The following is a 21,933-nucleotide window of genomic DNA, read 5'->3' on the forward strand; positions in this document are numbered from 1 at the left end:
GCCGGGCTGTCCGCCCGTCACTTCGCCGCCGTGTAGTCGGACTGCGGCGGCGCAATCACGCTGGCCACGTCCATGTCGCGAAAGCCGGGCGGCTTTCCCAGCAGCGGGGCGAAGTCGACATTGTAGGCGAAGCGGTCGTGCCCGGCCTCGTCCAGCGGCAGGCCATAGCGGGGGCGAAGCGCATCGCGATCGTAGCCCATCAGCACGAGCAGCGTGGGAAAGATGCGGAACGCGCTCGACCGGTTGCGGTTGGCGGCCAGATGGCGTGACCAGTCCAGCCGGGAAGGCCCGGACTTTCCGATAATCACGAGCGGCACCAGCCCCTCTTCCTGCGCTGCATTTTCGGCGCCGCAATGGGTGTTGTTTCCGGGGTTGCCCCGTTCGTGCAGGTCCTGCCCATGGTCGGACGTATAGACGATCGCGGCATTCCCCACCCCCGGCGCCGCCAGCAGCCGGTCGAAGAATGTGCCCACGTTCCAGTCCACGGTGTTGCGATAGGAATTGCGGTAGCGGACCCATTCGCCGGGCGTGCCGCCGAACCCTGCACGGTCGCTGGTCCAGGACAGCAGCGTCCCGCCTCCTTGCGGCAGGATCGGACGGTATCGGGCTTTCCCCGCCGGAAACTTGTCGGCAATCGGGAAATGCGCGCCGACCTTGTTCACATAGATGAATTCCCGGAGCCCGTTATTGACGTGAGCGGCCAGAACCTGGGCTATCCGCATGTCCCGGTCCGCCGCCGGCACCCCGTCGAACTGCACGAATTCGGCAATTTCCCGCCGCTCCTTCGCCGTCATCATGTTCTGGAGGTGGCCGCCGTTCGACTGGCCGTCGATGTAGACGGTGCGAAGACCGGCCGCTTTCGCATAGCTCCAGATCGAGGGCCAGCTGGCCAGCGCTTCCCGGTAGGTGTCGGGCGTTCCCCCGAAGCGCAGCACGGCATTGGAATTGGCGCTGCACTTGTGGATCGCGGCGGCATAGCCGAAATTGGTGATGCGCAGGCCCGCCCGCTCCTCGGCAAGGCCGCTGCGCACGCCTGACGGGTTGTCGATATCGAGGTAATTGCCCGCGATGCTCTCGTCCACGATCAGCACGATGTCCTGCGCAAGCGGCGCATCGGGACGCGGCAAGGCCGGCGCCGCGCGGGGCTTGGGCACGGAAGCGATCGCTTCCCCGGCCATCAGCCCCGCGAACGCGATCGAGGGATAGGCAGGCGGCAAGGCCCTGGAACCCTCGCCGCCGCGAACGAACAGCAAGGTCGCCAGCACGCAGAGCGCCAGCAGCGGAACCGGAACGCCCCAGCGCAGCGGCACCCGCCACCGCCTGGGCGGCAGGGCCACGCCCAGGAACAGCAGCAAGGCCGCCCCCATCGCCCGCGCCATCGTCGCACTGTGCTGGGCAACGGCGTGGTCGATCTGTCCGGCGGCGTTGTAGAGGTTGACGAAGGACTGGTAGGTCATCGGCCCCGCCGTCGTCCATTCGAACGAAAGCTGGAAGTGCGATGCCGCTGCAAACAGCGCCGCCAGCGCTATCCGCACCGAGTGCCGTCCGATGAAAGCCGAAGCCAGCAGGCCCACCGCAAGCATTGCATAGAGCGCCGCAAAAACGAACAGCAACGCGGCCCCGGGCGCGGAACTGAAACGCTCTACCACAGACTCATAATCGCAGAGCAGATAGACGATTATAAGAAAGACCTTGAACATTCCGCCCTACGTATTCCCCCACTTGGGGGTTCGTAACATCCTGTTCAAAGTTGTGGAATTGGTAAACTCCGGACTTTTCGCGCAAAATCCCTGAATATCGCCTTTGCGAACGCCCGGCGACCCACCGTTTACTGGAACTGGCTGTCCGTCAGCGGTTTTGTCCGCGCTTCCAGCCTGCCTTCGCCCCGATAGACGAGCGAACAGCTCGCAGATCCGGCACAGAACCGGTGTACCGGGGCCAGCGCGTTTTCGGCGTAGCGATAGGTCAGCCCGCCTTGCGTGATTTCCAGACCGGAAATGTCGCGCATGCGGTGCTCGCGGGCGAGCAGCACCGCGCGGTCATGCGAGACGGGCGCCCAGACCGACCACTGATCGTAAAGGCGATGGTGATAGCGGAACGTCACATCCTCGGGCGCGCGGTTATCCAGCGAAGTGGGCCATGAGTCGCAGGCGCCCAGCGACGCGCAGGCCGCCAGGAGCAGCGCAAGTCGTATCGTTTTCATGGCCTGCTGTTGCCCGATTTGCCGCAGCGCCGCACGGGTTTTCGCAGTGCCGCGCGCTTTATCGGCAGAAACGTTCAGTCCACCGCAACTGATCGGTCATTCCGATCAAGGCAATCGGATCAACGCCCTACACAACGTCACACGGGCAGCCTATCTCCCTCCTCGAACTTCAACACCCAATCGAGGGAGATCATATCCATGGGTATCGTCGGCAGCCAGATCAAGCCGTTCAAGAACACCGCTTTCCAGGCAGGCAAGGACTTCTTCGACGTCACCGAAGCAGACATCGCCGGCAAGTGGGCTGTGTTCTTCTTCTACCCCGCTGACTTCACCTTCGTCTGCCCCACCGAACTGGAAGACCTCGGCGAGCAGTACGAAACCCTCCAGGGCCTCGGCGTCGAAGTCTACGGCGTTTCGACCGACACGCACTTCAGCCACAAGGCCTGGCACGACACCTCGGACAAGATCGGCAAGATCAAGTACGCGTTCCTCGGTGACCAGAACCACGCGCTGACCAACAACTTCGGCGTTCTGCGCGAAGGCGTTGGCCTGGCCGACCGCGCCACCTTCGTCGTCGATCCGGACGGCGTGATCCAGCTGGTCGAAATCACCCCCGAGGGCGTGGGCCGCAACGCGGTCGAACTCGTCCGCAAGATCAAGGCTGCCAAGTACTGGCGCGAGCACCCCGGCCAGGTCTGCCCGGCCAAGTGGGAAGAAGGCGCTGAAACGCTTGCTCCCTCGCTCGACCTCGTCGGCAAGCTCTAAGACACCCCGCGACACCCTTAGGGTCGCGTGAAGGTGCGCGGCCCGGGGCTTTCCCTCTCCCGGTGCCGCGCCCTCACGGCGCGGCCTCGCGGAACCGAAGCCCCGGCCGCCCCTTTTCCCAACGCATTTCCAAAGGACGCAAAGACCATGCTCGACGCCAACCTGAAGCAACAGCTCTCGCAATATCTCGCCATGCTGCGCGAGCCGATCGAGCTCGTCGCCTCTTTGGGCGACGATGCGAAATCCACCGAGACCCGCGAGCTGCTGACCGTGATCGCCTCGCTCTCGGACAAGGTCACCGCCACTTTCGACGGCGACGACAAGCGTCGCCCCAGCTTCATCATCCGCCGCGCGAGCGACGCCAGCGCCTGGGTGCGCTTCGCAGGGCTCCCGCTCGGCCATGAATTCACCTCGCTGGTCCTGGCCCTGCTCTGGGCCGGCGGCCATCCGCCCAAGGTTTCCGACGAGGCGCTCGAAATCGCCCGCGCCATCGAGGGCGAGCACGAGTTCGAGATGTACTTCTCGCTCTCCTGTCACAACTGCCCCGACGTCGTGCAGGCGCTGACCCTGCTCGCGCTCAACAACCCGCATGTGAACGCCACCCTGATCGAGGGCGGCACGTTCCAGGCGGAAGTCGAGGAACGCGGCGTCATGGCCGTTCCCGCCGTCTTCCTGAACGGGAAGATGTGGGGTTCGGGCAAGATGAGCATCGAGGAAATCCTCGCCAAGCTCGACACCGGCGCCGATGCCAAGGCCGCTGCCGTGCTCGCGGGCAAGAAGCCTTTCGAAGTGCTGGTCGTCGGAGGCGGCCCCGCCGGAGCCTCGGCCGCGATCTACACCGCGCGCAAGGGCTTCTCGACCGGCGTGGTCGCCGAACGTTTCGGCGGTCAGGTGCAGGACACCATGGGCATCGAGAACTTCATCTCGGTTCCCTATACCGAGGGCCCCAAGCTGGCGGCCGCACTGGAATCGCACGTCGCCGAATACGACATCGACGTGATGAACCTCCAGCGCGCCGAAAAGCTGATCCCCGCGAAGGAACTGGGCGGCTATCACGAGGTCGTCTTCGCCAATGGCGCCTCGCTCAAGGCCCGCAGCCTCGTGCTGACCACCGGCGCCCGCTGGCGGAACCTGGGCGTGCCGGGTGAGGCCGAGTACAAGAACAAGGGCGTGGCCTATTGCCCGCACTGCGACGGCCCGCTGTTCAAGGGCAAGCGCGTGGCGGTGATCGGCGGCGGCAACTCCGGCGTCGAAGCGGCGATCGACCTGGCCAACATCGTCGGCCACGTCACCCTGATCGAATTCGACAGCAAGCTGCGCGCCGACCAGGTCCTGGTCGACAAGCTCAGGTCGATGAAGAACGTGGTGATCCTCACCAGCGCCCAGACCATCGAGGTCGAAGGCGACGGGGACAAGGTCAATGCGCTGGTCTACAAGGATCGCGAAACCGGCGAGGAGCACAAGGTCGAGCTGGAGGGCGTGTTCGTCCAGATCGGACTGGTGCCCAACACCGAATGGCTCAAGGACTCCGGTGTCGAACTCACGAGCCGCGGCGAGATCGTGATCGACGACAAGGCGGCCACCAACCTGCCCGGTATCTTCGCGGCGGGTGACGTGACCACGGTGCCCTACAAGCAGATCATCATCGCCATGGGCGAAGGTTCGAAGGCGGCGCTTTCCGCGTTCGACTATCTGATCCGCAACGAGGCTCCCGCAGAGATCGCCCAGGCTGCCTGAGCTTTCCCGAGCGCGAAAAATGAAACGGGCGGAAAGTCGCAGGACTTCCGCCCGTTTTCATGTGCCCGGCGTCCCGAGCAGTCGGCATCGGCGCGGAGATGAACCCGCGAATCGATGGATCGCCGCTACTTGCGCTTCTTCAGCACCACGTAGATCGCACCCTGCCCGCCGTGCCGGCGATGCGCCCCCCGGATCGCCACGATGTCGTGCGCGTGTTCGCATGCGGCCAGCCAGTCGGTGATCTTGGCACGGATGGCACCCCGCGCGGTGCCGCGATCCGCCGCATCCACCGGACGCGGCTTGCCGGTGACGATCAGCACCACCCGCGCGCCCATCGCCTTGGCCTGGATGAGGCCGTGCATCAGCCGCACATAGGCCTGATCGAGGTTCGATCCGTGAAGGTCGAGGCTGAAATCAGGCGCAAGCGTGCCCTTGGAAATGCGCTTTTCCCACGAACCGTCCAGATTGACGGGTACATCGGGTTTCGCCTTCACCGGCGCGGGGCGCGGCGGCAATGGCGCGGGAATACGGCCCTTCACCTTCTTCGCAGGCGCCCCCACCGTCACCGCGACGACCGGCTTGGGCACGGAAACGGGCACCACGGGCACGGGCCTGCGTTTTTCGAGCGGCGTCACCGTCCGCGCGACTTGCGCCCAGATTTCCGCTTCTTCCGCCGTGAGGCGCCGTCCCGGCCGTCTCATGCCGGTGTCACCGCGCGCCGAGCCTCGCCAGCGTGCCATTGGGAACGAGGATCAGGGCCTCCCCACGTCCGCTCATGCCGCCGGCGGTCAGGCGCGCCTGCTCACCCGATCCCCAGAAGGTATCGAAGCGATTGGCGCCCTTGATTGCGCCGCCGGTATCCTGCGCGACCCACAATCCCGTCGCCTCGCGCCGGTCAAGCCGCAGCCACACAGGCGCACCCAGCGGCACGAATCGCGGATCGGTGGCCACCGAGGCATGGGCCCGAACCGGCACGCCCAGCGCGCCGAGCGGTCCATCGCCCTTGAGCTCCTTGAAGAACACCCAGGATTTGTTCTCGCGCATCAGCGCCTGACCGTCGCGCGGGTTGTCATGGATGTACTGGATGATGCCCTGCATCGAACCGGAATACTGCCCCGGCGCGGAGCCGACCAGCCCCCGGTCACGCATGACGCCGCCGATCCCGGTGTAGGGGAGGCCGTTCTGCCCCGCATAGCCGATGCGCATCACGCTGCCGTCAGGCGCGCGCAATCGGCCGGAACCCTGAACCTGGAGGAAGAAGAATTCGACCGGATCGGCGACCCAGGCAATCTCCAGCCCCTTGCCCGCCAGCACGCCCTGCTCGATCGCCGCGCGTTCGTAATAGGGCACGAACAGTCCGTTCCCGTCGTAGCGCCCCAGCGGCATGCGCCCGTTTGACGTCGGCGCCGCGTCACCCGCCTTGGCCCGCACGAGATCGCCCGGCATCGCATAGACAGGCACCGCATATCCCGGAACCGGCAGCCGCGATCCGGCGATTTCGGGTTCGTAATAACCGGTGGCGAAGCTTTTGCCGTCTCCGATGCGCGCGGTTTCGAAATAGCTCGCGAAGAACTGCGCGGCGGGCTTCGCGCCCCAGCTTGCGGCGGCGGCGCAGGCCTGCCGCCAGTCGGCCGGGCGGGTCAGCCCGCTGGCATCCTGACGCACGGTGACGCGCGGGCAGCTTTCACGGAACGAGGCAAGCGCGGCGGCGGCATCGGCAGCGCCGAGCGGCAGCGAGGAGACCGAAGGGCCTGCCTTCACCCCGGCCAGGATCGCACTGCCAGGTTGCGGCGGCGCGGGAGGCTTCGGAGCCGGGCGATGGACCGGCGGCTTTACCGGCGGACGCGAAGCGCCCTTGGGGCCTTCACCGGGGATCACCTGCACGCAGGCCGCCAGCAGTGCCGGCAGGACAAGTGCAGAAAAACGGCGCACCCGAAAACGCGGCTCCCGCCGCGACATGCTCCCTTCCTGCAAGATCGACCTCCCGAAAATCTTTGCGGCCCCGCGAATAACGACCGCCAACAGCACCGCCAAAAACAAGGCCGGACCTTTCGGCCCGGCCTTCCGATCCTTGAGAGATCATGCGTTGGAAATCAACCAGGTGGGTCGATCAACCCGCGTCGGTTTCGTCGAGCAGCCAGTCCGGACCGGACGAGTTGAGTGCGCGGCTGAACGTCCAGACGTCCACCGCCTCGATCGCATCGTCAAGCGAACCGGCGATGACATGGCCTTCGGCGTCCCGCGTCACGGCGGCGATATCCGAACGGAACCGCAGGGCGATCCGGGCATAGCCGTTATCGACACCTGCCGAGATGATCGCCACGTCCTCGATACGGATCAGGCGATTGTCCATGGTTTCGCCGGCGGCGAGGCGCGCGTCGATCGCGGCTGCGAAGCTGTCATAGACGTCACCGTCGCAAAGTGCACGAAGCTCGGCCTTGTCGCCCTTCCAGAACGATTCGAGAATCAGGCGATAGGCACCGCGTGCACCTTCGAGGAAGGCATAGGCATCGAAGCGGCGATCCACGTTCGAAATCTCGGCGAGGCCGCGTTCCACCGAAGGCGGAGCCAGCGGCATTTCGCGCAGGCGCTGGGGCTGACCGGCCCGACCGCGTTCGTCCGCCTTGGCATCGGGCTTGCCGTCTGCCTTGGGGGCGGAAACGCGCGGCGCACCGGGCTGGCCCTGGCGGCCTTCGAAGCGCCCCTGGATCGGCTCTTCCTCATGCTCGGCGCGGCGGCCGAGTACCGAATAGAGCCGCAGGCCAAGAAAGGCTGCGATCATGGCCAGGATCACGATTTCCGGTGTCACGTTCCTTTGTCCATCCTTGTGTTGGACGCTTCGGGGAGTGCGGCTGGAGGCTGGCTGCCTCTTCCGCCCAGGAGCGTCATCATAGACCCAGATAGGTACAGTTTACAAATGAACAACGCGTGAGCACGCGGATCTGGGCTTTTTTCGCCGATATGTTCGCCGTCACCGATCAACGCCCGCATGGCGAATCGGTTCCGTTCCTTCGCCGGGCCGTTTCGCCCGCCGTTATTTCGAACAATTTACGGCGGCTCGGGTGTTCCACCGGCCGCCAAAATGCTTTAGGCGCGCGGCCAGACTTTCATCCGTATTCTTTGCACGGGAACGAACCAAATGGCCGACGAAGGCAACGTCATCTCCGACATCAACCTCGGCAACGGCGAGGATTCCGCGCCCGCCGCCGGTATCATCTCGCAGTACGTCAAGGATCTCTCGGTCGAGAATCCGAACGCGCCGCAGAGCTTCACCTGGCAGGACCAGCCGCAGATCGACGTGCAGTTCAACATCGGCGCACGCCCGATCGACGCCGAAGTGCACGAAGTCGAACTGAAGATCACCTGCGCCTCGAAGGGCCCGCAGGGCACCGCATTCGCCGTCGAGCTGAGCTACTGCGCGCTGCTCGGCATGCGCAACCTCGACGAGGGCCAGGCGCACGCGTTCCTCTACGCCGAAGCCCCGCGCATCCTGTTCCCCTTCGCCCGCCGCGTCATCGCCGACGCCGTGCGCGATGCCGGCTTCCCGCCGCTGATGCTTGAGCCGATCGATTTCAACGGTCTCTACATCCAGCAGCTCCAGGCCCAGCAGCAGGCCGATGCCACCCAGGGCGAGCCTGTCGGCCACGCCTGACGGCCGGCCTGAACACCGGCAATCTGAAATGCGCATGGCGCGCATTCCTGCGACATCGGCCCGCGCCCCCCAAGGGGGACGTGGGCCGTTGGCGTATCTGACGGCCGCTTCATTCCCGATCGACGGGTCCGGCGGCACCTTCATGAAGGGTTCGAGGGCATGAACCTCACAAAGGCGCTGGCCAGTGTCGGCGGTCTCACTCTGGCCAGCCGCATACTCGGACTGGTGCGCGACAGCCTGTTCGCCCGCTTCGTCGGTGCGGGCTTCGCCTCCGATGCCTTCCTGATCGCCTTCCGCCTGCCCAACATGTTCCGCGCGCTGTTCGCCGAAGGCGCCTTCGCATCGGCCTTCATCCCGATGTTCAACCAGAAAGTCGCCGACAAGGAAGGGCCGGGCCTGCCCGCCGGGATCACTTTTGCCGAGCAGGCGCTGTCCGTGCTGCTGCCGGTGCTGCTGGCGATGACGCTGGTGCTGGAAGTCTTCGCCTGGCCGGTGACTTTCCTGCTTTCGGGCAAGTTCAACGGCGTCAGTCACGACCAGTTCGCCTTCGCCGTGCAGCTGAGCCGGCTCACGATCCCCTATCTCGCGCTCATCAGCCTCGTCTCGCTGCTGGGCGGCATCCTCAATTCGCTGAACAAGTTCTGGGTCAACGCCGCCGCGCCGATCCTGCTGAACCTGACGCTGATCGTCGCGCTGCTCGGCTTTCACTCCGCAGATGCGCTGGTGACCGCGCGCAACCAGGCGATCGGCGTCTCGGTTTCGGGCGCCTTGCAGCTGCTGTGGCTGGTCTGGGCCTGCCGCGCCAACGGCGTGTCGATGCGCCTGCGCATGCCGGTGTGGAATGCCGACGTGAAGCAGTTGATGAAACTGATCCTGCCGGCCGCCGCCGGAGCAGGCGCGGTGCAGATCAACCTCGTGATCTCGACCGCGCTGGCGGCCTCGCTGCTGGCGCACGGCTCGGTAACCTACATCTACATGGCGGACCGGCTGAACCAGCTTCCGCTCGGCCTGATCGGCATCGGCCTTGGCACCGTGCTGCTGCCCACGATCTCGCGCCAGCTCGGCGGCGGCGAGCATGCCGCGGCGATGGACACGCAGAACCGCGGCATGGAACTCGCCCTGCTGCTCACCCTGCCTGCCGCAGTCGCGCTGATCGTCTGCGGCCAGCCGATCGCCGCCGCCCTGTTCGGCTACGGCAAGTTCGATGCGAACGACGTCGCCCGCACCGCCGAGGCGCTTGCCGCCTTCTCGGTCGGCCTGCCCAGCTACATCCTCGTCAAAGTGCTGACCCCCGGCTTCTACGCCCGGCAGGACACGCGGACCCCGGTGCGCTACGCGATGATGTCGATGGTGGTGAACCTCGTCCTCAACCTCGCGCTGATCGTGCCGCTCCAGCACATGGGCCCGCCGCTGGCGACCGCCATCGCCTCCACCGCCAATGTCGCCATGCTTTACTGGACCCTGGTGAAGCGCGGCCATTTCCAGTCCGACGCCCGCCTCAAGCGCCGCGCCCCGCGCCTTGCGCTGGCCGCCGTGGCGATGGGCGTGGTGCTGTGGTTCGGACAGGACCTGCTGACCCCATACCTCCACGGGACATGGCTGGTGCGGGGTCTCGCCCTTGCCGCGCTCGTTTCGGCCGGCGGCGTGGTCTATGCGCTCGCAACCGTGGTGACCGGCGCCTTCACCCGCGACGATCTCGCGCTCCTGCGCCGCCGCCGCCCGGCTTCCTGAGGCTTCCATCCGTGTGCGACTATGCTATGAGCCCGGCCCATGCAGGACCTTTCGCACCCGAAGTCTGCCGAAACCCGTCGCCGTTCGTGGCGATGGCGGGCGACCACGCGCACCGCGCGCTGACCCCACCTGCATCCGCGCCTTACCCGGCGCACCCACGACATCCCTGAAAACTCACAATCGCGAAGGACGCGTCCATGCGTATCGTCTCCGGCATCCAGCCAACCGGCAACCTGCATCTCGGCAACTATCTCGGTGCGATCCGCAATTGGGTGAAGATGCAGGACGATGTCGCCGCGCAGGGCGGTGACAGCCTCTATTTCCTGGCCGACCTCCACGCCATCTCGATGCCGCACGATCCGGCCACGCTTTCGGCCAACACGCGCGAGATGGTGGCCGCGCTGGTCGCCTGCGGCGTCGATCCCGATCGCTCGATCCTGTTCAACCAGACCCAGGTGCCCCAGCACGCCGAACTGCAATGGCTGCTCAACGGCACCGCCCGCATGGGCTGGCTGAACCGCATGACCCAGTGGAAGGACAAGGCCGGCAAGAACCGCGAAGGCGCCTCGGTCGCCCTGTTCACCTACCCGGTGCTCCAGGCCGCCGACGTGCTGCTCTACCAGGCCACTCACGTTCCCGTGGGCGAAGACCAGAAGCAGCACCTCGAACTCGCCCGCGACATCGCGCAGAAGTTCAACAACGACTTCGCGGCCGAGGACGCGCCGGTGTTCACCCTGCCCGAACCGATCATCCCGCCCGAAGCGGCACGTATCATGAGCCTGCGCGACGGTTCGTCGAAGATGAGCAAGTCGGACCCTTCGGACATGGCGCGCATCAACCTTACCGACGATGCCGACACGATCATGCAGAAGGTCAAGAAGGCCAAGACCGACCCCGAGCCGCTGCCTTCTGAGAAGGAAGGCCTCGAAGGCCGCGCCGAGGCCCGCAACCTCGTGGGCATCTATGCGGTGATGGCCGGCACCACGGTCGAGGCGGTTCTCTCGGACTTCGGCGGCGAGGGCTTCGGCAAGTTCAAGCCGGCGCTGGGCGAACTGCTGGTCGAGAAGCTGGCGCCGATCAACGCCCGCTTCGTCGAACTGCGCGGCGACCGGGACTCGCTGGACGCGATCCTGCGCAAGGGTTCGGAAAAGGCCCGCGCCCTGGCGGTGCCGACGCTGGAGAAGGCTTACGAGGCGCTCGGCCTGGTGCGCTGAGCGGCGAACATCATGCCGTCGTCCCGCATCGCGGACGACGGCATGTTCACGCGTCCAGTCCCAGCAACTTCGCCCGCCGCCGGATCCACGGCGCGGCAAGCGTGGCAACCTCGCCCAGCGCTTCCAGGCTTTCGCGATCCTTCTTGTGATCGCCCGCGATCAGCAGCCCGAACACGCGGCGTACCGTCCATTCGGGCCAGGGCCGCTCTTCCAGCACCATCCGGTCCCCGGCGGCAACCTCACCCTCTTCCAGCACCCGATAGTACCACCCGGCCCGGCGCGACCTCACCACCCCGGCGTTGACCGGCGCGCCGTCAAACCGATGGTCCAGCTTCCAGCACGGCTGGCGGCCCTGGCTGACTTCGACGAGCGCCGTGCCCAGCCGCCAGCGGTCGCCCACGCAGATCATGTCCTCGGTCAGCCCCTCGGTCGCGATATTCTCGCCGAACGCGCCGAAATCCGAAAGCAGCGGATGCGCCCCGATCGAGTCGCGCCAGAAGGCATAGTGATCGTGAGGATAGTGATGAATCGCCTTGTCCGGCCCGCCGTGAACGGAAAGATCGGCCTGCTCGTCACCCTCCAGCCCGAGCCGGTGGACCCTCACCGCCCCGTCCGCAGGCACCTTGCCGATCGCGCTGGGCTCTTCAGGGCCGCGAAATGGCTGCACTTTTCCGCGCTGAACCGATAGAATCGCAAAGGATTCTGCTGCGAGGGAACTGGTCAACATCCTGGGGACTTCCTACATGACGAATCTGATCTCAGGCCATGACTCACGACTGAATGGCGCAGCCCCGCGGCAAACACTTCATCGCCGCCCTGCCTCCATTCAACCGCTATTCAGGGCATTGATATTAAGGCAGAGTCGCAAGGAATCACAGGCCACGCTTGGGAAGGGCGTTTCGGGCCTGTCAGGTTCGTGGAGTGAAACCGATGACAGATAATCCCGGAACCCATCTCGGAAGGCTGAGGCTCGCTGCCGTAGCCGTCCTGCTGATGGCCCTCGCCGCCTGCGCAACGCCCTTCAAGGCGGACGTTTCGCGCTTCCAGACCCAGCTTCCGGCGCCTGCCGGACAATCGTTCGTGGTCGTGGCCGACGATCCCAAGCTCGCGGGCGGGCTTGAATTCGCGACCTATTCCCGCCTCGTGGCGGACCGCATGCAGAAGCTGGGCTATGCTCCGGCTTCCGATCCTGCTTCGGCAACCCTTATCGTGCGCTTCGATTACGGCGTGGACAACGGCCGCGAACGCGTGCGCTCGACCATGGGCGCCGGCGGCGCATGGGGTCCGTGGTACGGCGGCGGCTTCTATGGCCGCGGCTTCTACGGCCGTGGAATGGGCTGGGGCGGGCCGTGGCGCTATGGCTGGTATGATCCGTTCTTCGACGGCGGCGTGGATTCCTACACCATCTACACCAGCGGCATCACCCTCAAGATCGACCGCGCGGTAGACAACCAGCGCCTCTTCGAAGGCAAGGCCGAAGCCGTGTCGACGTCCAACCGCCTGCAATATCTCGTCCCGAACCTGGTCGAATCGATGTTTACCGATTTCCCCGGCAACTCCGGCGAGACCGTGCGCATCACCGTAGCGCCCGAAAAGAAGTGAACTGACAGGCTCCCCCTGCAAAGAGGGAGGCACCGAGGGACGGGTCCGCTGAAATATTGCGGGCCCGTCCTTTCTTTATACCGGGGCGGCTCGTAATTGCCTCCAGGCGGTTGACCCGCGCAATCCCCACAAGGATGCCTGCCCCCGATGAACACCTTCATGGCCATCATGTCACAGCTCTTCTGGGGCGTGACCGTGGGCGCGCTCTCGGCGGCTTTCTCGGCCGTCGCGAAAGCTCTCGCGGCGCTCGTCGGGATCGGGGGCGTGGGCTGGTATTCGCTCAGGCGCCGCCGCGAGAAACGCGCCCGCATCGACCGCAAGGACTGAAGCCGTCATGCTCCATGACATACTCGCCGATCTGGCGGGCGGCGCCGTCGAAGGCGCGGCAGACCTCGCCTCCGACGAGATAAGGCGCCGATCCGGCTGGAAGGGCTGCCTCACCGTGGCTCTGGTCGCTCTCGGTGTCGTTCTGGTGCTGCTCTGGTGGCTTGGCGCCTTCCGGGCCGGCTGAGCCTCCTCAACTCCCCAGGGCAACAACTCCGCCGGTGGAACCGAAGCCGCCCTCGCCGCGCTCGGTCGCTTCCAGTTCATCCACCGTCAGCCATGCCGCCCGCGTGACCGGCGCGAGAACGAGCTGCGCCACGCGGTCTCCCCGCCGGATCTCGAATGCCTGCGCACCGTGGTTGATGAGGATGACCTTGAGTTCACCACGATAGTCGGAATCAATCGTGCCGGGCGAATTCGGCACCGAAATCCCGTGCTTGAGCGCAAGGCCGGAACGCGGCCGGACCTGAATCTCGAAGCCCGGCGGGATCGCCATCGCAAGGCCCGTGGCAACCGCATGGCGCCCGCCCGGAGCCAGCGTCACGTCCTCGGCCGAAACCACATCCATGCCCGCCGCACCGTCGGTGGCATAGGCGGGCAAGGCCAGCCCTTCGCCGTGGGGCAGGATCTTGACGGGAACCGGGACGTCATTGGGGGAGTGCATCGGCGAACCTTTCGACGAGGATGCGCGCGACATCCTCCTTGGGCATTTCCGGAAGGCTTATCACATCGTCGGCGCGCACGATGTGGACCGCATTGGCATCGCCGCCCATGACATCGCCCGACACGTCGTTGGCGATGATCCAGTCGGCACCCTTGCGTTTGCGCTTTTCGGTGGCGTAGCGAATGACATCCTGCGTTTCCGCGGCAAAGCCGATCACCAGCGGCGGCCGGTTCGGCCCGGTCGCGACAGTGGCAAGGATGTCGGGATTTTCGGTGAGCAGCAGCGCCGGCGGCGCCGAGCCGCGCTTCTTGAGCTTCTGGTCCGCACTGTGGGCGACCCGCCAGTCCGCCACCGCTGCGACCATCACCGCGATATCGGCGGGCAATGCATGCTTCACCGCCTCGGCCATCTGCAAGGCGCTTTCCACGTCGATGCGATCGACTCCGGCGGGCGTCGGCAGGTGCACCGGCCCGGCAACGAGCGTGACGCGCGCACCCGCCTCCGCCGCGGCGGCGGCAATGGCAAAACCCTGCTTCCCGGAAGAGCGATTGGCAATGTAGCGCACCGGATCGATCGGCTCCCAGGTGGGGCCGGCGGTGATGAGAACGTGCTTTCCGGTCAGCGGGCCGGGAGCCGGCGAAGACGGGGCAGCCTGCTCGTCCAGCGCATCGGGATCAGTCGCGGGTGCGGCGCGCGCCTCGCCCTTGCGGGCGGCCAGAGCGGCTTCTTCGGGCGTGAAGCCAAGATCCTCGTGGCCGAAGGTGATCGCCTGCCTTGCGCCGGAACGCCCCCGCGAGATCATCCCGCCGGTAAGGCCGCCGAGGCGGTTCCCTTCGGCGTCATCCTCCGGTTCCGGCGTACCGAATTGCGGCTGCCACGCGGAAAAATCCGCACCGGGCAGCGGTGCCACTTCGACGGGGCCAAGGCCGAGCGCCCAGGCGATCCGCTGCCAGATCGCAAGCGGGTCCGGCAGACGGCCGGGGCCATATTCGCCGCAGGCCATGGTGCCTTCGTCGGGCTCCATCACGTCCACCCCGGCATCGCGCAGGACTTGCACGTTGCGGGTCGTGGCGGCGTGCTGCCACATCCGCACGTTCATGGCCGGGACCGCCATGACCGGCTTGTCGGTGGCAAGGAGCATCGTCGTCGCCAGATCGTCGGCAATGCCGGCCGCCATCCTTGCCATGAGGTCCGCCGTTGCCGGACAGACGACCACGAGGTCCGCTTCGCGGCTGAGCTGGATATGGCCCATCTCGGCCTCGTTCCTGAGATCCCAGAGCGTCGTGTAGACCGGTTTCTCGGACAGCGCGGCAAGCGCCATCGGGGTGACGAAGTGCGCCCCGCCCTCGGTGAGGACGCAGGTCACTTCGCCGCCTTCCTTGCGGATGTGCCGAACGAGTTCGCAGGATTTGTAGGCCGCGATACCGCCGCCGACGACCAGAAGGATACGGGGTCCACTCATGCCCCGGGCTTTTGCAACAGGGCGCGGAAGCGCGCAATCGGTTTGCGGTCTAAGCCGGGGATTGCACGCCTTTCGCCGCCCCGGCGAGATCGCGCAAAGCCGACGGCGCGAAGACGATTCCGGCGAAAAGGGTCGGCGCGATCATCGCGCCCCAGTAGAAGTTGTCCCAGCGCCCTGCCATCATGAACGCCGCGGCATAGCCTGCACTCAGGAGAAAGCCGAACAGCCCGGCGCGGCTGTTCCAGCCGAGCCAGCCGAAAGTCATGAGCACCACCGCCGGCCCCGCCAGCCAGTGCGGCAGCCAGCGCAAGTTGCTGGACTGCACGATATTGCCGAGCCAGCCGGAAAGGCCCCGAAACACCAGCCAGGGGGCGCTATGCGGGTCGCCAGGCAGAACGTCGCGCGCGACGAGCGAGAGATGCCAGGCAAGCCCCGCTGCGAACAGAACGATGAGCGCGCTCCATGCGCCGGCCTCGCGCCAATTACGCTGCCACAGCGCCGTAGCCGCCATGAGCAGCACGAAAGGCAGGCTGTGTTCGCGGATGGCCAGGGCGAGCGCCGCAGCAAGGAATGCAGCGATCCAGCGCCCTCCCCGCCCATCCTCGCCGATACGGTGCAGGCCGAAGGACAGTGCGATCAACCCGCCCGCCCAGAGCTCGTGAAGTGCGAAGTAAGGCCGGTTGAGAGCCAGCGAGGCCCCCACGAATACCAGCGCCGCGCCGATCCGCCGGAGGCGCGGCGCTTCGCCTGCCAGCTTGCGCCACCATACCGCGACGATGCCGAGCATGAGCGCGATGGCAGCCGCGATCTGGCCACCGTCGCCCAGCATGGCGTCCAGATAGGCCAGCGTCGGCAGGCGCACCGCAAGGCCGGGATTGACCGGATATCGGTGACGGCGCTGCTCGGGAACGATGAAGTCGTAGTAATGCTCACCCTTGGCGATGCGCGCGATCACGGCTTCGTAAAGGGCGATATCGGCGTTGTAGGGCTCAGCTTCGGCAACACCGGCAGCATGGCCCTGCAAGGACGTAGCGGGGCCCTCGACCGGCCCTTCCCACGGCGACCGAGTGCCCGCCTTGCCCACGGGGACCAGCGCGGAAGCCACGATCAGCGCCGCCAGCACGGCCAGCACAAGACGCGCGCCCCAAGGCGAGATGTGGCCGAGACGACCTGCCGGAGCCGGCGCGGCAAGCGCCGTGCCCGCAGCGTTCAGCTCATCAATGTCCAGTACGTCAGCCCCCATGCCGCGGCGCCCCCAAGCAATGCGGCCAGACCATAGCGGGTCCACTGGTTACTTTCGGGTTTACGCCCCCGGCCCCGTTCCCAGATAAGGTCGACTTCGGGCAAGGGCGCCTGCTCGGGAGCGCCACCCTTTGGCGGGAACTTCTCCTCGATCCGCCGCACCAGCGCGGGCAGGCGGAACAGCGTGCCGAGATCTTCGCGCAGACGGTCGGCAATGATCGCCTCGGGGCCAAGCTCGTCGCGCAGCCAGTTCTTCACGAAAGGCGCCGAGACATCCCACATGTTGATGTCGGGATCGAGCGCCGTCGCCAGACCCTCGACCATGACCATGGTCTTCTGCAGGAGCAGGAGGTGCGGCTGGACCGCCATGTCGAAATCGCGGGTGATCGCGAAGAGCCCGTCGAGCATCTGGCCGACAGAAAGCTCGGACACCGGCTTGCCGCGCATCGGCTCGCCCACTGCACGCAGTGCCGTCGCGAACTCCTCCACGGTGTGGTAGCTCGGGACGTACTGCGCCTCGAAATGGATCTCGGCGACGCGGCGATAGTTGCCGGTGGTAAGGCCGTAGAGGATTTCCGCCAGCCAGAGCCGCGCCTGCCGGTTGATCCGGCCCATGATGCCGAAATCGATGGCAACGATGGTGCCATCCGCCTCCACGAACAGGTTGCCCTGGTGCATGTCGGCATGAAAGAATCCGGAGGAGATCGCCTGCGTCAGGAAGGTGTTCACCAGCTTGTGCGCCAGGCGGGGCAGGTTGTGCCCTGCCGCCTTGAGCCCGGCGATATCGCTCATCTTGGTGGCGCCGATCCACTCGACGGTGAGGACCTGCCCATTGGTACGGTCCCAGTCGATATGCGGAACGCGGTAACCGGCGATGCCCTTCATCGCATCGGACAGCTCCGAAGCGGAAGCCGCTTCGCGCCGCAGGTCCAGCTCGCGCAGGGTCCAGCGCTTGAGATTGGCAACGACTGCGCGCGGACGCAGGCGCGATGCTTCCCCGCCAAGCGCTTCGAGGTGCGCGGCCGCCCACTCATAAGTCTCTACATCGCGCGCGAACTGTTCGCGAATGCCCGGGCGCAGCACCTTGACGGCCACGTTGCGGCCATCGGGCGTCACCGCCCGGTGGACCTGCGCGATCGACGCGGCGCCCACCGGCTCTTCCTCGATCGAGACGAAGATGCCGTCCAGCGTCCGGCCGAAACTGCCTTCGATCGCATGACGGATTTCGGAGAAAGGAACCGGCGGCAGGCTGTCCTGCAAGGTCAGAAGGTTGCGCGCGGGGCCTTCGCCGACGAGGTCGGGCCGGGTCGCCAGCGCCTGGCCGAGCTTGATCGCCGCCGGGCCGATCTCCTGGAAGGCGCCGGCATAGTCCGGCTCCGCAGGCTGGCGCGTGCCCAGCCGCGCGATCCGGCACAGGCGCTTGACCTGGGCCGGCGCGTTACGGTCGTTCTCGATCCCGCGCAGCGCTCCGTGGCGCGCGAGGACACGGCCCCACTTGAGGAGCCGCAGGATATAGGTCGCCGAACTTGTCACGTGAAGGACTAAACTTTCCAGCCCGAATGAATCGCGACGAGGCCGCCCATGATCGGCTCGACCTTGGTGTGCTTGAAACCGGCATTGCGAATCATCCGCTCGAACTCCGGCATCGGCGGGAAGCGGCGGATCGATTCGATCAGGTAGCGGTAAGATTCGGCGTCACCGGCGATAGCCTGCCCGATCCTGGGCACCAGACGGTGCGAATAGGCGTCGTAGACTTCCTTGAAGCCCGGCCATTCGGTGGTCGAGAATTCGAGGCAGAAGAACCGGCCGCCATACTTGAGCACGCGATTCGCCTCGGCCAGCGCCTTGTCGATATGCGTCACGTTGCGGATGCCGAAAGCGATCGTGTAGGCGTCGAAGAAGCGATCGCCGAACGACAGTTCCTCCGCGTTCTGGCGTGACCAGACCAGGCCATCGATACCGCGTTCGATCGCACGCTCGATACCGACGTCCAGCATGTCCTGATTGATGTCGGAAACCGTGACCGAGGCGCCGTGCGCGGCCATGCGGAAGGCGATGTCGCCCGTGCCGCCGGCCATGTCGAGGATCTGCTCGCCCTCGCGCGGCTTCACCCGGCGCACGAACTTGTCCTTCCAGAGCCGGTGCATGCCCACGGACATGGCATCGTTCATCACGTCGTACTTGCGTGCAACGCTGGAGAAGACGGCGCCGACGCGCCCTTCCTTCTCCTCGGGGCTGACCTCTTCGTAGCCGAAGGAAACCGTTTCGCTCATGGCGCTGTCCTCTAGCCTCCCGGCCGCGCCTGCGCCACCCGGTGATTTGGTTATTTTGCCCGCCGCATGGCAAGCGCGGAAACCACGATCCCGCCGAGAATCAGCGCCATCCCCGCCAGATGGTAGCCATGCAGCGGCTCACCGAGCAGAAGCGACGAAAGCAGTGCTCCGAACAAAGGCATCAGCGTGATCGCCTGCCCTGCCCGCGCCGCGCCGAGTTCGTGAGTCGCACGGTTGTAGATGAAGTAGGCCAGCACCGAGGGGAACACCCCGATATAGGCATAGGCGGCAAGGATTTTCGGGCTCCATGCCACCGTCTGCCCCTGCAGGGCCTCCAAAGCCGCCAGCGGCGCCATCGCCAAAGCCCCGAGGCCAAAGGTCAGCAGGAGAAGACTGGCGGCCGAAATCGGCGGCCGCTTCCTGAGGAACACCGTATAGAGCGACCATGCCGCAACGGCGCAGAAGATCAGGACGTCGCCGGCGCCCAGCCGCAACTGCATCAAGGCCGCCGGATCGCCGCGAAACACGATCGAAACGACGCCCAGCGTGGAAACCAGCACGCCCATGACGTGCAGCCGCCCCGGCCGCCCCCCGAAGATCGCGAAGTCCAGCACCATGACGACTGCGGGAATCGCCGCCTGCAGCAGCAGCGCATTGGCCGCGATGGTGTAGTGCAGCCCTTTATAGAGGAACCCGTTGAAGCACACGACGCCCAGGAACCCGAGCGCCAGTACCCAGCGCCATCCGGCCAGAGCCTGCGCCCGCTCTTTCCAGAGCTGCCGTGCCGAGAAAGGCAGCAGGACCATCACCGCGATCAGCCATCGGCCGAGCGCGAGCGTGAAGGGCGGAACATCCGCGCGCACGGCCCGTCCAACGATCGAATTGCCGGCCCAGAACAGCATGACCAGCCCCAGCATGAGAAATGCACGCATCTGCGGCCGGTTGTTTTCCATGCCGCTGCCTTAGCCACCGCCTCGCAGCCTGACGAGACGGGTAGCGTCCCAATTCTTGATTATCGGATGGAGGATCGCTTTTCGCTGCGGTTCCTTCCCTTGCCGGGACACAGCACCTATCTCTGCGCGGCGATGCCAGAACTTCCAGAAGTAGAAACCACCGTCCGCGGCCTTGCCCGATACCTGGAGGGTGAGCGGATAGCCCGCGTCACGCTGAACCGGCCGGACCTGCGCCGCCCGTTTCCGCCCGAGCTGGTGCAGGTGCTCACCGGCGCCCGGGTCACGACGATGGGCCGGCGGGCCAAGTATGGCCTCATCCATACCGACCGCGACCAGACCATGGTGTTTCACCTGGGCATGTCGGGCCGCTGGCGAATCGAGCCGGAAAAGCCCGAAAAGCATGACCACCTCGTGATCGAGACCGGCTCGGGCCACGTGCTTGCACTGAACGACGCCCGGCGATTCGGCTCGGTCGACCTCGTTGAGACCGGCGCGCTCGATTCGTGGGGACCTTTCGCGGCGCTCGGGCCGGAGCCTCTCGGCGAAGGCCTGAACGCCGCGCACCTGAAGTCCGCACTCGCCGGACGAATCGCCCCGATCAAGCAGATGCTGCTCGACCAGTCGGTGGTGGCAGGTCTCGGCAACATCTATGTCTGCGAGGCCCTGTTCCGGGCCGGCATCCGTCCCGACAGGGAAGCCGGGCTGGTAACGCTTCCCGCCCTGCGCAAACTGGTCCCCGCAATCCGGGACGTGCTGTCCGAATCGATCGCGGCGGGAGGCTCGACGATCCGCGACTATGCGCAGCCGAACGGCGAACTGGGATATTTTGCTACCGCCTGGCAGGTTTATGGGCGAGAGGGGCAGGACTGTGCCTGCGGCGAGCAGGTCCGGCGATTCGTACAGGGCGGACGCAGCACCTTCTGGTGCTCGAAATGCCAGAAATAGGCCGTTTCCTGCGGCCCTCACGGGTTGACGGAACAGCGCTCCACCGCTAAGGGGCGCGCTTTCCGGCGAGTCCGCTCGCCAAATCAGATTCGATCAGGCAATTGGGCCGCCCGGCGGCCAGACAGAGGAACGACATGGCCAATACGCCGCAAGCCCGCAAGCGCATCCGCCGTAATGAGCGCCGCGCGGAGATCAATACGAACCGCATCAGCCGCATCCGCACCTTCATCAAGAAGGTCGAATCGGCCATCGCCGGCGGCGACAAGGGTGCTGCTTCGGAAGCTCTCAAGGAAGCCCAGCCCGAACTGGCTCGCGGCGTTGCTCGCGGCGTGCTTCACAAGAACACCGCTTCGCGCAAGCTTTCGCGCCTCACCAAGCGCGTCGCCGCGCTCGGCTGATCTTTCCCGGTAGGCACGCCTCCAGGGCGCGCCTGACCGTGCGGCACCGGCCCGCGCTGCCATCTGAACTTCCGTCATCACGGCGGGAAATCAGATAGCAGCGCGGGCCGAGCCTTTTTCAGCCTGCCGAAAGGTCGCAGGACGCGCGCCCGGCGCGATTCTCCCGAGACCGATTCTGAGTCGCCTCGCGCGATTCGCACCCCCAGCGGCAAGGCTCGCCATCACGCCTGAGTACGGAACGGGAACGGTGCCGGAGAGTCATTCTCCGGTTCCGCGAGCGCGTTCGCGCGCCCCTTGAACGCACCTTCAGGCAAACTCGCGGAAATGTTGCGATTCGCACAGATCGCTTCCGGACCCACGCACCATCTATATGATTTTAAACGATAAATCATTTCATGACGGAAATTGGGCACTCAAGGCGAGTCAACAGCCATAATTTTTTTTATTTGGGGAGTGCCGTATTGCACCGCGGCCAAACCCGTTTCTAAAAGGGTCCTCGGCCGTAGCGGAACTGGCCGGGGAACATCGACAGCGACGAAACACCTGCTGCAGGCATGCACCTGCAGTTGAGGGACGTTTTGTCCGCGAACGCATGGAAGCCAGCTCCGCCAAGGTTATTAATTTTCGCGGCCCACAGTGGGGCCACATTTCGGGGTAGCTGCCAACAAAGGGGAGTTGGTCCAGGTGTCAGGTTCAACAGTGGGTCGGTCTCCGGCAGGTCAAGGCGCAAACGGCGTGAACAAGAAATCGAAGGCGGTACGAGTGGCG

General features: G+C 65.8%; 22 protein-coding genes. 10 read left to right on the top strand and 12 right to left on the bottom strand.

The window, feature by feature from the left end; all coding sequences use genetic code 11:
- Positions 1–17: 17 nt before the first annotated feature.
- Positions 18–1,583, bottom strand: a complete 1,566-nt coding sequence (locus tag U9J33_RS17360; protein WP_324696994.1) for a sulfatase-like hydrolase/transferase — start codon at positions 1,581–1,583, stop codon at positions 18–20.
- Positions 1,584–1,828: 245 nt separating this feature from the next.
- Positions 1,829–2,203, bottom strand: a complete 375-nt coding sequence (locus tag U9J33_RS17365; RefSeq protein ID WP_185998549.1) for a hypothetical protein — start codon at positions 2,201–2,203, stop codon at positions 1,829–1,831.
- A gap of 198 nt (positions 2,204–2,401) precedes the next feature.
- On the opposite strand from U9J33_RS17365, the gene ahpC reads away from it, so the two are divergent.
- Entirely contained in the window at positions 2,402–2,968 is a 567-nt protein-coding gene (ahpC, locus tag U9J33_RS17370; RefSeq protein WP_054439453.1) for an alkyl hydroperoxide reductase subunit C, read from the top strand.
- Between the two features lie 147 nt (positions 2,969–3,115).
- Positions 3,116–4,705: an alkyl hydroperoxide reductase subunit F gene (ahpF, locus tag U9J33_RS17375; RefSeq protein WP_324696997.1), complete on the top strand. Its 1,590-nt coding sequence runs from the start codon at positions 3,116–3,118 to the stop codon at positions 4,703–4,705.
- A 125-nt stretch (positions 4,706–4,830) separates the two neighbouring features.
- Here the strand turns inward: ahpF and U9J33_RS17380 are convergent, their stop codons facing one another.
- The 3 genes from U9J33_RS17380 to U9J33_RS17390 all read right to left on the bottom strand — a co-directional run bounded on the left by U9J33_RS17380 (position 4,831) and on the right by U9J33_RS17390 (position 7,514).
- Positions 4,831–5,406 (bottom strand): Smr/MutS family protein, encoded by a 576-nt coding sequence (locus U9J33_RS17380; protein ID WP_324696999.1) that lies wholly within the window; start codon positions 5,404–5,406, stop codon positions 4,831–4,833.
- 7 nt (positions 5,407–5,413) lie between these two features.
- Positions 5,414–6,664, bottom strand: coding sequence for a murein transglycosylase A (locus U9J33_RS17385; RefSeq protein ID WP_324697001.1), 1,251 nt, complete (start codon positions 6,662–6,664; stop codon positions 5,414–5,416).
- Positions 6,665–6,815: 151 nt separating this feature from the next.
- Complete coding sequence (locus tag U9J33_RS17390) at positions 6,816–7,514, bottom strand: Tim44/TimA family putative adaptor protein (protein WP_054439449.1); 699 nt, start codon at positions 7,512–7,514, stop codon at positions 6,816–6,818.
- Between the two features lie 330 nt (positions 7,515–7,844).
- On the opposite strand from U9J33_RS17390, the gene secB reads away from it, so the two are divergent.
- From secB to trpS, 3 genes are all read left to right on the top strand, one after another.
- Positions 7,845–8,357, top strand: coding sequence for a protein-export chaperone SecB (gene secB, locus U9J33_RS17395; protein ID WP_054439447.1), 513 nt, complete (start codon positions 7,845–7,847; stop codon positions 8,355–8,357).
- Between the two features lie 159 nt (positions 8,358–8,516).
- Positions 8,517–10,088, top strand: a complete 1,572-nt coding sequence (gene murJ / locus U9J33_RS17400; protein ID WP_054439445.1) for a murein biosynthesis integral membrane protein MurJ — start codon at positions 8,517–8,519, stop codon at positions 10,086–10,088.
- 197 nt (positions 10,089–10,285) lie between these two features.
- Complete coding sequence (gene trpS, locus U9J33_RS17405) at positions 10,286–11,302, top strand: tryptophan--tRNA ligase (RefSeq protein ID WP_054439443.1); 1,017 nt, start codon at positions 10,286–10,288, stop codon at positions 11,300–11,302.
- 46 nt (positions 11,303–11,348) lie between these two features.
- On the opposite strand, the gene U9J33_RS17410 is transcribed toward trpS, so the two are convergent.
- Entirely contained in the window at positions 11,349–12,029 is a 681-nt protein-coding gene (locus U9J33_RS17410; RefSeq protein WP_324697004.1) for an MOSC domain-containing protein, read from the bottom strand.
- A 203-nt stretch (positions 12,030–12,232) separates the two neighbouring features.
- Here U9J33_RS17410 and U9J33_RS17415 point away from each other — a divergent pair, with 203 nt between their 5' ends.
- From U9J33_RS17415 to U9J33_RS17425, 3 genes are all read left to right on the top strand, one after another.
- Positions 12,233–12,904, top strand: a complete 672-nt coding sequence (locus U9J33_RS17415; RefSeq protein WP_185998544.1) for a DUF4136 domain-containing protein — start codon at positions 12,233–12,235, stop codon at positions 12,902–12,904.
- A gap of 147 nt (positions 12,905–13,051) precedes the next feature.
- Entirely contained in the window at positions 13,052–13,231 is a 180-nt protein-coding gene (locus U9J33_RS17420) for a hypothetical protein (protein WP_185998543.1), read from the top strand.
- A gap of 7 nt (positions 13,232–13,238) precedes the next feature.
- Positions 13,239–13,415 (top strand): hypothetical protein, encoded by a 177-nt coding sequence (locus tag U9J33_RS17425; protein ID WP_324697007.1) that lies wholly within the window; start codon positions 13,239–13,241, stop codon positions 13,413–13,415.
- Between the two features lie 6 nt (positions 13,416–13,421).
- Here U9J33_RS17425 and dut read toward each other — a convergent pair whose 3' ends face one another.
- From dut to U9J33_RS17455, 6 genes are read right to left on the bottom strand one after another with little or no spacing between them, the layout of a single operon-like run.
- A complete protein-coding gene (gene dut, locus U9J33_RS17430) occupies positions 13,422–13,892 on the bottom strand; it encodes a dUTP diphosphatase (protein WP_324697009.1) in 471 nt (156 codons plus the stop codon).
- Entirely contained in the window at positions 13,876–15,354 is a 1,479-nt protein-coding gene (locus tag U9J33_RS17435) for a bifunctional phosphopantothenoylcysteine decarboxylase/phosphopantothenate synthase (RefSeq protein WP_324697011.1), read from the bottom strand. Before U9J33_RS17435 ends, dut begins: the two co-directional genes overlap by 17 nt.
- Positions 15,355–15,403: 49 nt before the next feature.
- On the bottom strand, positions 15,404–16,597 hold the full coding sequence (locus U9J33_RS17440) for a hypothetical protein (RefSeq protein ID WP_324697013.1): 1,194 nt from the start codon (positions 16,595–16,597) through the stop codon (positions 15,404–15,406).
- Positions 16,564–18,129, bottom strand: coding sequence for a 2-polyprenylphenol 6-hydroxylase (ubiB, locus tag U9J33_RS17445; protein WP_324697016.1), 1,566 nt, complete (start codon positions 18,127–18,129; stop codon positions 16,564–16,566). The genes U9J33_RS17440 and ubiB overlap by 34 nt, the downstream gene beginning before the upstream one ends.
- Positions 18,130–18,137: 8 nt before the next feature.
- Positions 18,138–18,869, bottom strand: a complete 732-nt coding sequence (locus U9J33_RS17450; protein ID WP_054439431.1) for a class I SAM-dependent methyltransferase — start codon at positions 18,867–18,869, stop codon at positions 18,138–18,140.
- 50 nt (positions 18,870–18,919) lie between these two features.
- Complete coding sequence (locus tag U9J33_RS17455; protein ID WP_324697019.1) at positions 18,920–19,801, bottom strand: DMT family transporter; 882 nt, start codon at positions 19,799–19,801, stop codon at positions 18,920–18,922.
- A gap of 153 nt (positions 19,802–19,954) precedes the next feature.
- Here U9J33_RS17455 and mutM point away from each other — a divergent pair, with 153 nt between their 5' ends.
- Together mutM and rpsT are read left to right on the top strand one after the other, a co-directional pair.
- Entirely contained in the window at positions 19,955–20,767 is an 813-nt protein-coding gene (mutM, locus tag U9J33_RS17460; protein ID WP_324697021.1) for a bifunctional DNA-formamidopyrimidine glycosylase/DNA-(apurinic or apyrimidinic site) lyase, read from the top strand.
- 134 nt (positions 20,768–20,901) lie between these two features.
- Positions 20,902–21,165, top strand: coding sequence for a 30S ribosomal protein S20 (rpsT, locus tag U9J33_RS17465; RefSeq protein WP_054439428.1), 264 nt, complete (start codon positions 20,902–20,904; stop codon positions 21,163–21,165).
- The last annotated feature ends 768 nt before the right edge of the window (positions 21,166–21,933 follow it).

It is taken from the genome of Novosphingobium sp. RL4 (genome assembly GCF_035658495.1).
GTDB lineage: Bacteria > Pseudomonadota > Alphaproteobacteria > Sphingomonadales > Sphingomonadaceae > Novosphingobium.

Bases quoted from the DNA above. Each gene is read 5' to 3' on its own strand.
- U9J33_RS17425 (WP_324697007.1), top strand. From the start codon at position 13,239: ATGCTCCATGACATACTCGCCGATCTGGCGGGCGGCGCCGTCGAAGGC.
- ahpC (WP_054439453.1), top strand. From the start codon at position 2,402: ATGGGTATCGTCGGCAGCCAGATCAAGCCGTTCAAGAACACCGCTTTC.
- U9J33_RS17365 (WP_185998549.1), bottom strand. From the start codon at position 2,203: ATGAAAACGATACGACTTGCGCTGCTCCTGGCGGCCTGCGCGTCGCTG.
- U9J33_RS17450 (WP_054439431.1), bottom strand. From the start codon at position 18,869: ATGAGCGAAACGGTTTCCTTCGGCTACGAAGAGGTCAGCCCCGAGGAG.
- U9J33_RS17385 (WP_324697001.1), bottom strand. From the start codon at position 6,664: ATGTCGCGGCGGGAGCCGCGTTTTCGGGTGCGCCGTTTTTCTGCACTT.
- U9J33_RS17420 (WP_185998543.1), top strand. From the start codon at position 13,052: ATGAACACCTTCATGGCCATCATGTCACAGCTCTTCTGGGGCGTGACC.
- U9J33_RS17360 (WP_324696994.1), bottom strand. From the start codon at position 1,583: ATGCTTGCGGTGGGCCTGCTGGCTTCGGCTTTCATCGGACGGCACTCG.
- U9J33_RS17410 (WP_324697004.1), bottom strand. From the start codon at position 12,029: ATGTTGACCAGTTCCCTCGCAGCAGAATCCTTTGCGATTCTATCGGTT.
- U9J33_RS17380 (WP_324696999.1), bottom strand. From the start codon at position 5,406: ATGAGACGGCCGGGACGGCGCCTCACGGCGGAAGAAGCGGAAATCTGG.
- ahpF (WP_324696997.1), top strand. From the start codon at position 3,116: ATGCTCGACGCCAACCTGAAGCAACAGCTCTCGCAATATCTCGCCATG.
- murJ (WP_054439445.1), top strand. From the start codon at position 8,517: ATGAACCTCACAAAGGCGCTGGCCAGTGTCGGCGGTCTCACTCTGGCC.
- U9J33_RS17415 (WP_185998544.1), top strand. From the start codon at position 12,233: ATGACAGATAATCCCGGAACCCATCTCGGAAGGCTGAGGCTCGCTGCC.
- U9J33_RS17435 (WP_324697011.1), bottom strand. From the start codon at position 15,354: ATGAGTGGACCCCGTATCCTTCTGGTCGTCGGCGGCGGTATCGCGGCC.
- trpS (WP_054439443.1), top strand. From the start codon at position 10,286: ATGCGTATCGTCTCCGGCATCCAGCCAACCGGCAACCTGCATCTCGGC.
- U9J33_RS17455 (WP_324697019.1), bottom strand. From the start codon at position 19,801: ATGCGTGCATTTCTCATGCTGGGGCTGGTCATGCTGTTCTGGGCCGGC.
- mutM (WP_324697021.1), top strand. From the start codon at position 19,955: ATGCCAGAACTTCCAGAAGTAGAAACCACCGTCCGCGGCCTTGCCCGA.
- rpsT (WP_054439428.1), top strand. From the start codon at position 20,902: ATGGCCAATACGCCGCAAGCCCGCAAGCGCATCCGCCGTAATGAGCGC.
- secB (WP_054439447.1), top strand. From the start codon at position 7,845: ATGGCCGACGAAGGCAACGTCATCTCCGACATCAACCTCGGCAACGGC.
- dut (WP_324697009.1), bottom strand. From the start codon at position 13,892: ATGCACTCCCCCAATGACGTCCCGGTTCCCGTCAAGATCCTGCCCCAC.
- U9J33_RS17440 (WP_324697013.1), bottom strand. From the start codon at position 16,597: ATGGGGGCTGACGTACTGGACATTGATGAGCTGAACGCTGCGGGCACG.